This is a genomic window from Paracoccus sp. AK26 (genome assembly GCF_011801365.1).
GTDB lineage: Bacteria > Pseudomonadota > Alphaproteobacteria > Rhodobacterales > Rhodobacteraceae > Paracoccus > Paracoccus aerius.
The window spans coordinates 125,578-138,747 of record NZ_CP041044.1; the positions used below are offsets into that span (position 1 = coordinate 125,578).

Here is a 13,170-nt window from a genome sequence, read left to right on the forward strand (position 1 = left end):
CGAGCCTGGACCCCTGCCCCTTCTTTGCAGCTTTCTCGCGCCCTCCGTCTCGTCCCGAGCCAGCCTTTACGGGGCCGCAATAGTCGGTTCAGCGGCCCCGTCTCGGCCCGTGCTGGGTGAAGATCGCTTGCGGGGTAGCCGGGTTGTCCAGCCTTGCGCCGGAACGACCTTGAGAGTGGAGGCGGGAGGCCGCAGCAGGCTGTAAGCGAGACCACAGGGATCGAGCAAACAGCCTGTGGTCACCCGGGCGGGAAGTTGGGTGATCCGGTCCAAACCCCCGCCGGTCGGCGAGGGGGGACATTCATGTCGAACTGACCTACCGCTTACCTGACGCTGATCTTTCTTCTTTGTTGAGCTTTGCGACCAAGGCGTCGAACACTTGCCTGACCTCATCGTCTGACATTTCCGTCTCGGCCTTGGGTCTCGACCAACGGATGTCGTGCTGCTCGGGCGAATGCAACATGTCACACCCTCCTTTGCACGTAGAGAGCCTAGCACGACAAAAGTCGTATGCCAAACTTCCTGTCGTTTGCTCTGCTGGGTGGCACAATCCTGCCGAACCACAGGGCGGCTCACCTTCCTTCGCTCCATGATGGGCGCGTCCAGCTCGCCGCCTTGCAGGGCCCGCCGCCCGCAGGGAGGCAGCAGGCTGGATAGCTTCGACCGGGAAAGATGATCGAGGGATCCCCGCAAAGGGCGGGGATAGAGGCAAAGGCGCGTGTCCGCGCCTGGCCGGGGGATTCGGACAAGCCGAACGCCCCTGCCTTTGTGGGCACGCGCGAAGGGCGCGCGTCCGTGTCATGGGAGCCGCCGGTTCCCCCCACGCAAGACCGTCCGCTTGACGGGACGAAGGGGTTTCTCTGGCCTTTCTCTGCGCTGCGCTGCGCTGCGCACTGCGTGCAGGCCGGGTGGGCGCGTCTGGTGTCGCAGCCCATGGAGGAATGGGACTTACAACCTGAGGCGACAAGCAATAACCGACAGTAATCATCCTGGCGACATACACTTCATTGACAGGGCCATTTTCGGCCGCTCAGCGATTTGCCTCGATAGCACCGCGTTTCGCGATTGCACCTTCAATCACTGCACACTGATCTATTCGGGCGGGCGCCTGCCCCCACTTCAGTCACGACCGGTCCATGACCTGAACGCTCCCGCTGCTTCCTGCCAAAACCACTGGCCCCACCATTATTGATCCGGTCCCGATCCGAATATCTGCCGCGCGGCATTGCGCAGGATGCCCGCGCCTTCGGGATCGCGTATCGTTGCCATGGCGAAATTCCTGATCTGCTTGAAGGTCAGATGCGGGGGAATGGGCGGCACCTCGGGATCGGCCTTGATCTCGATCACCGTGGGGCGGTCGGCGGCAAAGGCTTGGTCCCAGGCCTCCGCGACCTGGGCCGGATCATCGACCAGGATGCCGTGCAAACCGATCATCTTGGAAAACTGGTGATAGGGCACGTCGGGGATGTTCTGGGTCGCCTCGAACTTCGGGTCTCCCTCCATCACCCGCTGTTCCCACGTGACCTGGTTCAAGTCGCCGTTGTTCAGCACCAGGCAGATCCAGGTCGGACTGTCCCAGTCGCGCCAGTATTTCGCCACTGTGATCAGCTCGGCCATGTTGTTCATCTGCATGGCCCCGTCGCCCACCATGGCCACCACGGGGCGCGCGGAATGGGCCATCTTGGCCGCGATGGCATAGGGGACCGCCGCCCCCATCGAGGCGAGGCCTCCCGACAGCGAACACATCATCCCGCGCCGGATCCTGACGTCGCGGGCAAACCAGTTGGCACAAGACCCGCTGTCCGAAGTCAGGATCGCATGATCGGGCAGGCGCTTCGACAACGTCCAGAAGGGCAGTTGCGGGTTGACCGGATTGGCCGGGGCATGGGCGCGCTGTTCCAGTGTTTCCCACGATGCCTGGATGCTGCGCCGGATGCGGTCCTGCCAGCGGCCCTCGGGCTTCTGGTCCAGCATCGGCAGCAGGGCACGCAGAGTGGCCGCGCTGTCGCCGGTCAGGCTCGCCTCCATCGGATAGCGCAGCGACAGCATCGTGGGATCGATGTCGATCTGCACGCCCCGCGCCTTGCCTTCCTCGGGCAGGAACTCGGAATAGGGAAAGCCCGATCCGACCATCAGCAGCGTGTCGCAGTGCTGCATCATCTCCCAACTGGCGGACGTACCCAGAAGTCCGATGGAACCCGTGACATAGGGCAAATCGTCGGGCAGGACCGCCTTGCCCAGCAGCGCCTTGGCCACGCCCGCGCCCAGCCGTTCGGCCACGGCCTGGACCTCGGTTTGCGCGGCTAAGGCGCCGGCCCCAACCAGCATCGCGACCTTCTCGCCCGCGTTCAGGATTTCGGCCGCGCGGCGCAGGTCGGCCTCCTGCGGGACCACCACGGGCGGGGCATAGCCGACCCCGGAAAAGACCGAGCCATGCGCGCGAGGCGGATCGGCATAGTCCAGTTCCTGCAGGTCATTGGGAAAGATCAGGGCCGACACGCGCCGCTGGCCGATGGCGGCGCGCATGGCGCGGTCGGTCAGATGGCGAACCTGGGCGGGCACTGTGACGGTGTGGACGTGATCGCCCGCCACGTCCTTGAACATCGACACAAGGTCGATTTCCTGCTGGTAATGCGACCCCAATGCGGTGCGCGCCTGCTGGCCGACAATGGCCAGGACCGGCATGTGATCGGCCCTTGCGTCATAAAGCCCGGTCAGAAGATGTGCCGCCCCCGGTCCCGATGTTGCCAGGCAGACGCCGATCTCTCCGGTGAACTTGGCATGGGCCACGGCCATGAAGGCGGCCATCTCCTCGTGCCGGACCTGCACGAAGTCGATATCGCCCCCTCGTCGCCGCAGCGCTCCCAGAAGCCCGTTGATGCCGTCGCCAGGATAGCCGAAGACGCGCCGGACACCCCAGTCCCACAGCCGCTGCCAGAAGAAATCCCCCACTGTCATCGACATCGCCTACCCCCATTCGCGTCATCCGCAGGGGCAACCAAGGCGGGGCGGCGAGGTTCCCTGCCGCCCAGCGGACGGCAACGAAGCTCCTGCCGCAATCCTGTCGCGCTATTGGGATCCTGTCATGCGCTTCTGGAACTGGTCCTCGCTCAGGCGCTTGACGCCGAAACTTTCAAGCGCCTCCACGACGATGTCGGAGGGCGTCTTGCCCGCCTCACCAGCCGCGATGTCCAGACCGCGGCGAAGATCGTCGGGCAGATCGATGGGTGGGGATGCGCTTTGCATGGAAATGGTTTCCTTGGTCTCAAGTTGTCAAACACGTTTGCGCCGCCGGGGCACAGCCCTTGCAGCAGTCAGGCAGCCATGGTCCGGCAGCTTTCGGCCCAGCGGCGGCAGGCATTCAGCCAGACCTGCCTGTCCTGAGAGATATGGTGCATCGGGGTTTCTCACCTTTGGAAAGCACGCGTGCGGGGACAGCTGTGTCATGGCCTGGAAACCGGAACGCCAAGGTTTTGTTCCGGTCTGCTGACAAGCGCATCCCTCGCCCAAGGCCCCTCGCCTACAGACACAACGAGGCGGTCACGACCGGCAGAAGGCTCCATACTGTTGCGACCAGGGCCACGTAGGCCAGGATCATGCTGACCCGCTGCACCCAAGGCTGGGCCGAGGCAAAGCGCGGCCTCCGCAGCCCGAGGATCAGGCCAACCTGCACCGCAATCGCCACTGCCCAGGCAACGACCAGCACGGCGCGGCCCTGGCCCAGGCCAAGCCCTGCACCGGCCCACCGATCCGAACAGACGGCCCCCTCAAGCCCATAAACCCCGCTGAAGGCGGCGATCCAGACGGACAGCGGCAGCGAAAGGCGCAGGATGTCGTTCATGGCAGCCACCCTGGCAACCAGGCGGCGCCAAGCCCAAGAGCCGCCACCAACACGGCATAGTCGATCCACAGCTGCACCACGCGCGCATCGCCGCAGCGCCGGGCCGAGATGAAGCCCGCCCGGATGCGCGCCGTCAGGAACAGCACCATCAGCCCCGCAAGACCCGCGTGGAAGGTCACATAGCCCGCGATCACCCACAGCGTCGCGTCGTAGGCATGGGCGTTGTAGGTCGTGCCCGCGAAGATCGTCCAAGCACCGGCGCATAGGCCTGCAAGCCCGGCCAGGCTGGCCAGCAGGCCCAGCCAGGCCGCACCTACAGTTCGGATCGCGCGGTCGGCCAGGCGAATGCCGCCACTGGCAAAAGCGCCGCCGCCAATCGCCAGGACCGGTCCCCAGAAGCCGGGCTGCAGGACCGCAGGCGGCGGCCAGTTCGGGGCAACGGTCCATAGAAAAGCATAGCCGAACAGCAGCGACCCAAACAGCACCGAATTGGCGAGCAAAAGGAACAGCGTTCCCCACCAGCCGGGGGGATAGGGAACCTCGGCATGGGTGGGCAAGGACAGGCCCCGGCCTGCGTCCAGCAAGCCTTCGTCCTGGCGCGATCCACCCTGCCACACCCAGCACAGAGCCAGGACCGCTACCCCCACGGCGGCGGCGAACATCAGCCACCACCATTTGAACACCGGCGCCAGGAACACGATGCTGGTCACGACCGCCATGGCAAAGGGGATGATCGAGTTGTGGGGAAAGACGGCGATGAATTCAGGCTCGGCACGGGACACGCTGACGGCCAATGTCTCGCGCCGGTTGCGGACCGGTGTGCCCAGGAAACCTTCGCCGCGCGCGATCTGCACGGGCAGATCGGGGTTGTCGTACAGGGGATAGCGGCTGCCGATCACCGGGATCGAGGCGACGTTATAGGCAGGGCCGGGGATCGGCGTGGCCCATTCCAGCGTGCCTGCGTTCCACGGATTGCGCCGACCGCGTACCGCAACAACGGCATTCACCGCCACGTCCAGGACCACCAACGCGAAACCTATGGCCAGGATAAAGCCGCTGATGGAGGCCAGCAGGTTTATCAGTTCCCACCCCGATCCGGACTCGATTGTATCGACCCGGCGCCGCATCCCCAGAAGGCCCGCCCAGTGCAGCAGCAGAAAGGTTCCGTGAAAGCCAACCATCACCAGCCAGAAGGCGGTCTCGCCCATTCGGAAGAACCGCTTGCGCCCGGACAGGACCGGCAACCAGTAATAAACGCCCGCGATCATCGGAAAGACATAGCCGCCGATCAGGACGTAATGCAGATGTGCCACCACGAAATATGTATCGTGCGCCTGCCAGTCGAACGGGACCATCGCAACCATGACCCCGGTCAGCCCCCCCATGACAAAGGTCACGAAGAAGCCCAGGATCCACAGCATCGGCAGGTGCAGTTCGGGGCGGCCCTTCCACAGGGTGCCGATCCAGGCGAAGATCTGCACCCCCGTGGGCACCGCCACCAGGGTCGAGACGGCCGAGAAAAAGGCCAGACCCATATGCGGGATGCCTGTGGTAAACATGTGGTGGACCCACAGTCCGAAGCTGAGAACCGCCAGCGAGATGGCCGCCGCCACCACCCAGCCATAGCCCAGCAGGGTCGTGCGCGCCATCACGGGCAGGATCATCGAAACGACGCCGGCCGCGGGCAGGAAGATGATGTAAACCTCGGGGTGGCCGAACAGCCAGAACAGGTGCTGCCACAGCAGGCTGTCACCGCCATGTTCGGCCTGGAAGAAGGGCATGTCGAAGGCCCGTTCCAGTTCAAGGATCAAGGATCCCAGGATCATCGGCGGGAAGGCGGTCAGGATCATCACCGCCACGACCAGCATGTACCAGGCAAAGATCGGCAGCTTGTCCAGCGACATGCCCGCCGCGCGATAGCGCAGCACGCTGACGACGATCTCGACCGCGGCGCTGATGGCGGAGATTTCGATAAAGCTGATGCCCAGCAGCCAGATGTCGGTGTTGATGCCGGGCGAATAAGCACTGGAAGACAGCGGCGGATACATGAACCAGCCGCCGTCGGGGGCCACCCCCGCTACAAGGGCGACGATCATGCTTGTGCTGCCGATCATGTAGCACCAGAAGGCAAAAGCGCCCAGGCGGGGAAAGGCCAGGTCGCGGGTTCCCAGCATCCCCGGCAACAGGATGATTGTCAGCGCCTCGAAGAAGGGGATGGCAAACAGGAACATCATGATGGTCCCGTGCATCGTGAAGATCTGGTTATAAACCTCGGGACCCATGAAGGCCGAGTTGGGCGAGGCCAGTTGCGCGCGGATCAGCATGGCCAGGATCCCGCCCACCAGGAACATGCCGGTGGCGCCCATAATGAACATGCCGCCGATGGTGTTGTTGTTGACTGTGGTCAGGATGCCCTTCCAGCCGGGATCGTTCCTCCAGATCGGATACAGGGCCTTGTGCAGGCGCAGCGCGGTCAAACGTGGCTTGTCGGTCACGGCATCCCCCCAGCCAAGAAGGCATCCCAGTCCGCCGCCTCATGGGCGATGACGGTGAACGTGTGACGGCGGTATCCGGGGCCGCTGAATTCCGCGCTGAAACCAGCGTATTCGCCGGGCTCCCAGGCCTCGATGCGCAAGACGTTCACATGGCCCGGGATTGCGTCCAGCTTGCCTGCCAGGCGCGGCACCCAGAAGCTGTGGATCACGTCGGTGCTGGTGATGTGGACATCGACCGGGCGGCTCGCGGGAATGTGCAACTCATCCTCGGTCATGCGGCCGGGCGCGTCAGGATAGGTGAAGCGCCAGACCCACTGCTGCCCCTCGGCCTCGACCGCGACCACGTCCGGGCCGGGGCGCGGCAGCAGTCGTTCGCCGATCCACAGCCCCCAGACGGTCAGGGCCGCCAGCACGGCCATCGTGAAACCCAGGCCCAGGCCCTTGATCCAGACCGTCTCGCGCCGGATGTCCGCCGCCTCGCCGGATGGTCCTCCGCCCCGGCGGAAGGCCAGCACCAGCAGGATCGTCACCAGCAGAAAGATCGCTGTCGCGCCCGCCAGCATGACCCACCACAAGGTGGCGATGATATCGGCCGCGGGACCGGCCGGATGGACGGCGGAAACGCGCTCTTCGCAACCTGCCAACATCAGCGGCGTTATTCCCCCGATCACCATCCTGGGAAAGGGACGCCTATGGCCAAGGACGGGAACGACACGCAGGATGGCAAGCAGGCCAAGCACGAAACCGACGACATGCTGGGCGAAGGCAAGGCAGACCTTTTCGAGGATCCGGTTGCCGACCTGCCGGGCTTCAACCAGACTTCGTCCAGGATAGCGATCGCAGGCCACCCCCTGCACGCAATGAGCGTGGCTTTTCCGATCGCCCTGACCTTCTGTAATTTCGGCGCCGATCTGTTCTACTGGTGGACGGGCGATGTCTTCTGGGCACGCGCGGCGCTGTGGGCCGCGGGCATGGCCTTCCTTATCGGCGTGGCGGCGGCGTTCACAGGGACGCTGGAGCTGCTGTTCGTGCCGGGCATCCGGGCGCGGGCTGCCGCCTGGACCCATGCCGGGATCGCGGTCGTGCTGCTGTCGATCCTGGGGGCCAACTGGGGCTATCGGCTTTACGGCTACGAGGACGCGGTGCTGCCCTACGGCATCCTTTTGTCCGCCTTCAGTGTGGTCATGGTAGGCGCGACGGGATGGCATGGCGGCAGGCTGGTCTTCGATTACCATCTGGGCACCTCGGACACCGGCAACTGACGCTCTCGCGGCTGCGTCAGCCAATCGGGCATGGGGATTTCCTCAAGCTCGGGTTTCAGCAGGACCAGGGTCAGGATAACCAGGACGGGTATCAGCAGGATCAGAAGCGGTCCGATCGGGCGTGGGGTCTGGTGACGGCCGTCGCTTTCGCCCACCTTGACGATGTGATGGCCGATCCAGGCGTGAAAGCCGATCAGCAGCGCGACGAAGACCAGCTTGGCGAACATCCAGACGGTAAAAACCTCGCGCAGGAAGATCAGCCAGGTTCCGGCGACGATGGCGGTCACGGCGGCTGGCGTGATGATCCAGACAAAGCTGACATGCGAGGCCAACCGGATCCGGGTATAGTCGGCCTGCCCGATGGCCGGATCGTGGCGCGCCAGCATCACCGGCAGACCAAAGAGGCCCCCCACCCACAGCGCAAGCGCAATCACATGCAGAGCCTTCAAGTGGGGAATGACCGGTTCCAGCCAGGAGATCATGTCGGGCGGGCCTGCAACTGCCGCCAGCCGCGCCGCGCCACCAGCAGGCCCAGGGCGGCATAGGGAAGACCCGCAGGCACCCACATGATGATTCCGCCAAGCTGCTGGTCCGTCAGCGGCGTGAACCCCCAGGACAGCGGTGCTGTCTGATGGATCGCGTAAAGCGCGTCCGGTGCAAAGGTCAGGAGCGCGCCCAGCAGCCCCATCTGCATATAGGCCCCCAGGATCGCCAGGCCCGCCTGCCCCGCAGGCTGACCGGGCGCCAGGATCGCGCGCCAGAAGGCTGTGGCGGAGCCCAGCAGCGTCGCCTGCATTACCCAGTAAAGGCCCATATTCGCCATCGCCGCGTCGTAAGCCTGCGGCAGGTGCCAGATCCACAGCGCCCCGGTCGCTGTCAGAAACACCGGCGTGATGGCGCGGGGCACCCGTGCAGGCCAGGCCAGCGCGATCAGCGGCGCCGCAACCGCCACCAGCAGCAGGTGATGGACCACCCGCGCGGAAAACAGCGCCGCCGACAGCGCGCAAAGCGGCGAGACGAAGGCCAGAACCAGCACCACCACTGCCGCCCCGCCCGCCCGCGACCGTGCAAGCATCAGCGCCAACACGGCAAGTGCCGCAAGAAGCAGCGGGTCGAGGTTCCAGCGCGCCCAGATCACGCCCGGATCGGGGGCCGGGCCGCAGTAAAGGCCGGTCAGGTCACCCACGATCAATGCATCGTGGATCATTCCGCAGCCCTCATCTCTACGGCACCACCCCCGGCCCGGATACGGACGGGGACGCCCTTATAGGCCGGGGTATGGGACAGCTCGTCGCGGTAATGCACCGGAACCAGCGGGTTCACTTCCGGGTAATAGGCCGCGACGCATCCATCCGGCAGGTCATAGCCCAGGATACGCAGGCCCCGCACCACACGTTCATGGCCATCCTCGATCGCGCATTCCAGCGTGACGACCTGGCCATCGGTCAGGTCCAGGCGTGCCATTTCCTCAGGGTTGATCAACAGGATGTCGCGCCCGTTCAGCCCCCGCAGCCGGTCCGCAAAGCCATAGACGGTGGTGTTGAACTGGTCGTTCGACCGCAGCGTGACCAACGTCATCTGATTGCCTGGGGCTTCATTGCCAAGCGCGCTTAGGGTGTCGGGCGCGGTGAATTCGGCCTTGCCGCTGTCGGTCTGCCAGATCCGTTCGCGCGCCTTGTTGCCGCGATGAAAGCCGCCGGGGGTATAAAGCCGGTCGTTGAAGTCCTTGAACTTGTCAGGGTAAGTCGCCTCGATCAGGTCGCGGATCAGGGCATAATCCCCGGTCCATTCGTCCCATTTCACCTGGGGCTTTGGCGGCAAGGTCGCCTTGGCGATCCCCGCAATGATGGCGATTTCCGATTTCAGCTGCGGCGAGGCCGGCTTGCGCTTGCCGAGGGACCCATGGACCATGCTCAGGCTGTCTTCCATCGACACCGCCTGCGGACCGGTGGTCTGCCGATCCTCCTCGGCCCGCACCAGGCAGGGCAGCAGCCAGCTGTGCCTGCCTGGGAACAGGTGCGAGCGGTTGAGCTTGGTGGCGACCTGCACGTTCAGGTCCAGCGTGTCCCAGCAGGGTTCGGCCCGTTCACGGTCCGGAATTGACCGGACTAGGTTGCCGCCCAGCGAGATCAGCCCCTTGACCGATCCGTCAAGCAGACCCTCGACCAGGGCGGTGGTGTTGCGCCCTTCCTCCATCGGCGGCTCGAACCCGAACAGCTCGCGCAGCTTGTTGTTCGGGACCAGCTTCGGCTTTTCGGTGATGCCGACCGTGCGCTGTCCCTGTACGTTGGAGTGCCCGCGTACGGGCGATATGCCCGCGCCTTGCCGCCCGATATTGCCGCGCAGCAGCAGCAGGCTAATATACATTCCCAGGTTCAGCCAACCCTTGACGTGCTGGGTCAGCCCCATGCCATAGATGCCGATGGTCTTTCCGGCCTTGCAATACATGTCGCCCACCGTTTCCAGATCCTCGCGCCGAAGGCCCGAGGTCTGCTCGATCCGGTCCCAGGGGGTCTGCTTCATCCGGGCCATGAAATCCTGAAAGCCGGTGGTGTGGCTGCCAATGAAGTCATGGTCGATGACGGTTCCGCCCGAGCGCTCATCCTGCTCGATCACGTGCTTGCAGACGCCCACGAGGGCCGCGACATCGCCGCCGGGCTTCACCTGCAGATAAAGGTCGGAAATCGTGGTCGCCGGCGTCACCGTCATCTGGACAGGGTTCTGGGGGCTGACGAATTTCACCAGCCCGCGTTCGCGGATCGGGTTGAAGGTAACGATCTTGCAACCCCGGTCCCTTGCGGATTTCAGCGTATGCAGGAAGCGCGGCGAATTCGACCCGGTGTTCTGCCCCATGAAGATGATCATGTCGCAATGGTCGAAGTCGTCCAGAACGCAGGTGCCGACCGATACGCCGATGAACTTCTTCAGCGCGACGCTGGTCGTCTCGTGGCACATGTTGGAACTGTCGGGCAGGTTGTTGTGCCCGTAAAGCCGCGCGAACAGCGCAAACAGGTATGATGCTTCCAGGCTTGCCCGACCCGAGGTGTAGAAGACCGTCGTTTTCGGATCCAGCGTCCGAAGCCGTGCGCCGATGTCCTGGAAGGCCTCGTCCCAGGTCGTTTCCACATAGCGGTCAGTCGCCGCGTCATAGCGCATCGGATGGGTCAGCCGCCCGGCTTTTTCCAGTTCATGATCGGAGAGTTCGCGCAACTCGGTTACGCTGTGTTCGGCGAAGAAATCCGGCCCGCAGCGGCTGCGGGTCAAATCCCAGACGGTCGCCTTGGCGCCATTCTCGCAGAACTCGAAGGGATGGGGATGCTTGGGCTTGGTCCAGGCGCAGGATGTACACATATGCCCGCCCGGCTTGTTCTGCCGCATCAGCGTGCGGAACGCGCCCATTGTCGGCCTCTGATCGGCCAGGATGCGCCCGACTCCTTTCAGCGAACCCCAGCCACCGGTGGCGTTGGTGTAATAGGGCGCATCTTCTCGCTGCCGGGTGGAGTCGTCGCCCGGATGCTTTTCTTGGCTCATCAGACCCTCCTCAGACAGGTGACCACGCTGATGCTCTGCCATACTGGCAACACAGGATGCAGCGACATGTTCCATGGTCGGGCAAGACGACACGCGGCTGCCGAGTTTTGATAAGGAAGAGGCACCGGGCAAATACGACAACGCTGAGAATGTTCTTGCAGCAAGAGAGTCCCGAAACCGACCGCGCTATCTGCAGTTCAGCAACGCGCTTGATCGTTTCCTGTTCATCTTGGCCATCCCGCATCGATGCGCTGGAAGCATTATCCTAGTGTGAGCATCCGTCGGAACAATCTGTCCTGCCCCGGGTTCCGCGCAAGCCTGTCGCGGATGCCTTGCGGTCAGGTTAGTCAGACTCCTTACAGGTGGCGCATGGCCGAAGACCAATCCCACAAGCTCAGCGATGTTCTTGATAAGCTGGAGACTGCTGCTCATGGCGACAGCATCACAGTGCAGGAGGTGGTCAAGGAGCTGGGACAGAAATCATTTGCCTCGCTGATCCTGATCTTCGCGCTTGTTTCGACCTCGCCTGCCAGCGCTATCCCAGGACTTACGGCCATCGTAGCGGTGATCGTCTTCATTCTGATGCTGCAGATGATCCTCGGACGGGACAGTGTCTGGCTGCCAGACGTCATCATGCGCCGCGAACTTCCCACGGATAAGCTTTGCAAGGGGATCGGCTGGTTGCGAAAGCCTGTAGGCTTTGTCGAACGCTTCCTGAAGGAACGTCTGACATGGCTACTGCACCACCCGTGGCTTTACCTGCCGCAGCTGCTTATCCTGGTCCTGACCTTGTTCATGCCCTTTATGGAAGTTATCCCGACATCGGGCTCCATTGCCTCAGCGGTGATCGCCCTTTTTGCGGCGGGCCTTCTGACGCGCGATGGCGGCTTGGTCGCGCTGTCGCTGATCCTGCTGCTGGCGATACCCGTGGTCGTCTGGCAGTTCGGCTTTGGCGGGTAGTGTCTTGCTTGATACTCTGCCAAAACATCGGCGCGCCTATATCTGAACCGCTCCAGGTAGGTCGTGCATCTCGCGGTGGAAGTCGTGGCTGCGATGGGCATGGCGGAAGGTCAGGGCGGTGACGAAGACCGACAGGAAGCCGTAGGACTGGATCATCTCGGTCAGGCCATAGGACACGAAGGTCGCCGCCAGGGCGGTCAGCCCGTCGCCTGTCTGCGCGAGCTTAGTCTCAGCCGGGATGCGGAAGGTGACCCAGCCGAAGGCGCGGCCGATGAGGTATCCGCCCGCAACGCCCGCGCCGATTTCCCACAGGACGTTGTAGGTCAGCCACCTCATGGCCCAGGGCTCGCCCGTGGCAGCGGCAAGGGACAACGCAATCGCCAGATGAACAAAGGGAAAGGCCGCGCCATCGTTCATGCCTGCCTCGGAAGTTAGGCCGAAGCGGACCTCATCCTCCTCTCCGGTCTTCGGGGGGCCGACCTGCACGTCGGCGGCCAGGACCGGATCGGTCGGAGCCAGGGACGCGCCCAGGAGGAGCGCCACGGGCCAGGCCAAGCCCATCCATGTCCCGGCCAAGGCGGTTATTGCCGCGATGCTGAGAGGAAGGGTCACAAGGATCAGCCGCCAGGTCACCTGCCATTGGTGCAGTCCGAAGATCTGGTCCAGCTTCAGCCCCGCCCCCATCGGCGCAATGATGACCACGAATTCCGTGAACCGCTCGGTGAATTCGGGATGGGCCAAGGCCGATGGATCAAGCCCCACCCCCGGCAGCGAGAAGATCGCCGCCCGAGGCCGATGCAGACAATGGGCAGCGACAACGGCAGCCGCTTCAGCGCCAAGGGCAACCAGGCGACCGCAAGGCTCCGGCAGCAGTGCAAGAGCGACAAATCAACTTTGCCAGTTCGCAACAATTCTACTCTGCGCCTACACCTCTTCCGGCACCTACGGATTTTATGGAACAGGCAGGGAGGAAAAGCTGCAGCTCAGAGCAAGAACGCTCTTTGGTGGCGTATTTTACTCGGAAAATGCGCTTTGTCTCCCTACAGGAGGCATCGCAATGCACATTGGCAGCATTCGACTT

The 13,170-nt window shown here is 63.8% G+C and carries 11 protein-coding genes and 1 pseudogene; 3 read left to right on the forward strand and 9 right to left on the reverse strand.

Going from position 1 to position 13,170, the window contains the following annotated elements; translation table 11 throughout:
• Positions 1–1,185 precede the first annotated feature (1,185 nt).
• From FIU66_RS15545 to FIU66_RS15565, 5 genes are all read right to left on the reverse strand, one after another.
• Positions 1,186–2,964, reverse strand: a complete 1,779-nt coding sequence (locus tag FIU66_RS15545; protein ID WP_167623797.1) for a thiamine pyrophosphate-requiring protein — start codon at positions 2,962–2,964, stop codon at positions 1,186–1,188.
• Positions 2,965–3,069: 105 nt separating this feature from the next.
• Positions 3,070–3,246 (reverse strand): hypothetical protein, encoded by a 177-nt coding sequence (locus tag FIU66_RS15550; RefSeq protein WP_167623799.1) that lies wholly within the window; start codon positions 3,244–3,246, stop codon positions 3,070–3,072.
• A gap of 274 nt (positions 3,247–3,520) precedes the next feature.
• Positions 3,521–3,841, reverse strand: coding sequence for a hypothetical protein (locus FIU66_RS15555; RefSeq protein ID WP_167623801.1), 321 nt, complete (start codon positions 3,839–3,841; stop codon positions 3,521–3,523).
• Positions 3,838–6,318 (reverse strand): cytochrome c oxidase subunit I, encoded by a 2,481-nt coding sequence (ctaD, locus tag FIU66_RS15560; protein ID WP_167623872.1) that lies wholly within the window; start codon positions 6,316–6,318, stop codon positions 3,838–3,840. The genes FIU66_RS15555 and ctaD overlap by 4 nt, the downstream gene beginning before the upstream one ends.
• Before the next feature lie 14 nt (positions 6,319–6,332).
• Complete coding sequence (locus FIU66_RS15565) at positions 6,333–6,983, reverse strand: cytochrome c oxidase subunit II (protein ID WP_167623802.1); 651 nt, start codon at positions 6,981–6,983, stop codon at positions 6,333–6,335.
• Between the two features lie 105 nt (positions 6,984–7,088).
• Here FIU66_RS15565 and FIU66_RS15570 point away from each other — a divergent pair, with 105 nt between their 5' ends.
• On the forward strand, positions 7,089–7,598 hold the full coding sequence (locus tag FIU66_RS15570; protein ID WP_167623873.1) for a DUF2231 domain-containing protein: 510 nt from the start codon (positions 7,089–7,091) through the stop codon (positions 7,596–7,598).
• Here the strand turns inward: FIU66_RS15570 and FIU66_RS15575 are convergent.
• Genes FIU66_RS15575 through FIU66_RS15585 form a run of 3 tightly spaced genes read right to left on the reverse strand, consistent with a single transcriptional unit; the run spans position 7,565 to position 11,129 of the window.
• Positions 7,565–8,080 carry a CopD family protein gene (locus tag FIU66_RS15575; protein WP_167623803.1) on the reverse strand — a complete coding sequence of 172 codons (516 nt, stop codon included), beginning with the start codon at positions 8,078–8,080 and terminating at the stop codon, positions 7,565–7,567. The genes FIU66_RS15570 and FIU66_RS15575 overlap by 34 nt on opposite strands.
• Entirely contained in the window at positions 8,077–8,805 is a 729-nt protein-coding gene (locus tag FIU66_RS15580) for a cytochrome c oxidase assembly protein (RefSeq protein ID WP_167623805.1), read from the reverse strand. The genes FIU66_RS15575 and FIU66_RS15580 overlap by 4 nt, the downstream gene beginning before the upstream one ends.
• Entirely contained in the window at positions 8,802–11,129 is a 2,328-nt protein-coding gene (locus FIU66_RS15585) for an FdhF/YdeP family oxidoreductase (RefSeq protein ID WP_167623807.1), read from the reverse strand. Before FIU66_RS15585 ends, FIU66_RS15580 begins: the two co-directional genes overlap by 4 nt.
• 73 nt (positions 11,130–11,202) lie before the next feature.
• Here FIU66_RS15585 and FIU66_RS15590 point away from each other — a divergent pair, with 73 nt between their 5' ends.
• Positions 11,203–11,403, forward strand: a complete 201-nt coding sequence (locus FIU66_RS15590; protein ID WP_167623808.1) for a hypothetical protein — start codon at positions 11,203–11,205, stop codon at positions 11,401–11,403.
• A gap of 95 nt (positions 11,404–11,498) precedes the next feature.
• Positions 11,499–12,089, forward strand: a complete 591-nt coding sequence (locus tag FIU66_RS15595) for an exopolysaccharide biosynthesis protein (protein WP_167623810.1) — start codon at positions 11,499–11,501, stop codon at positions 12,087–12,089.
• A gap of 42 nt (positions 12,090–12,131) precedes the next feature.
• Here FIU66_RS15595 and FIU66_RS15600 read toward each other — a convergent pair.
• Positions 12,132–12,997, reverse strand: a pseudogene (locus FIU66_RS15600) (cation:proton antiporter); the annotation flags it as partial.
• Positions 12,998–13,170 lie beyond the last annotated feature (173 nt).

Coding starts and splice junctions, on each gene's coding strand:
- FIU66_RS15545 (WP_167623797.1), bottom strand. CDS start 2,964: ATGTCGATGACAGTGGGGGATTTCTTCTGGCAGCGGCTGTGGGACTGG.
- FIU66_RS15550 (WP_167623799.1), bottom strand. CDS start 3,246: ATGCAAAGCGCATCCCCACCCATCGATCTGCCCGACGATCTTCGCCGC.
- FIU66_RS15555 (WP_167623801.1), bottom strand. CDS start 3,841: ATGAACGACATCCTGCGCCTTTCGCTGCCGCTGTCCGTCTGGATCGCC.
- FIU66_RS15565 (WP_167623802.1), bottom strand. CDS start 6,983: ATGTTGGCAGGTTGCGAAGAGCGCGTTTCCGCCGTCCATCCGGCCGGT.
- FIU66_RS15570 (WP_167623873.1), top strand. CDS start 7,089: ATGCTGGGCGAAGGCAAGGCAGACCTTTTCGAGGATCCGGTTGCCGAC.
- FIU66_RS15575 (WP_167623803.1), bottom strand. CDS start 8,080: ATGATCTCCTGGCTGGAACCGGTCATTCCCCACTTGAAGGCTCTGCAT.
- FIU66_RS15580 (WP_167623805.1), bottom strand. CDS start 8,805: ATGATCCACGATGCATTGATCGTGGGTGACCTGACCGGCCTTTACTGC.
- FIU66_RS15585 (WP_167623807.1), bottom strand. CDS start 11,129: ATGAGCCAAGAAAAGCATCCGGGCGACGACTCCACCCGGCAGCGAGAA.
- FIU66_RS15590 (WP_167623808.1), top strand. CDS start 11,203: ATGGTCGGGCAAGACGACACGCGGCTGCCGAGTTTTGATAAGGAAGAG.
- FIU66_RS15595 (WP_167623810.1), top strand. CDS start 11,499: ATGGCCGAAGACCAATCCCACAAGCTCAGCGATGTTCTTGATAAGCTG.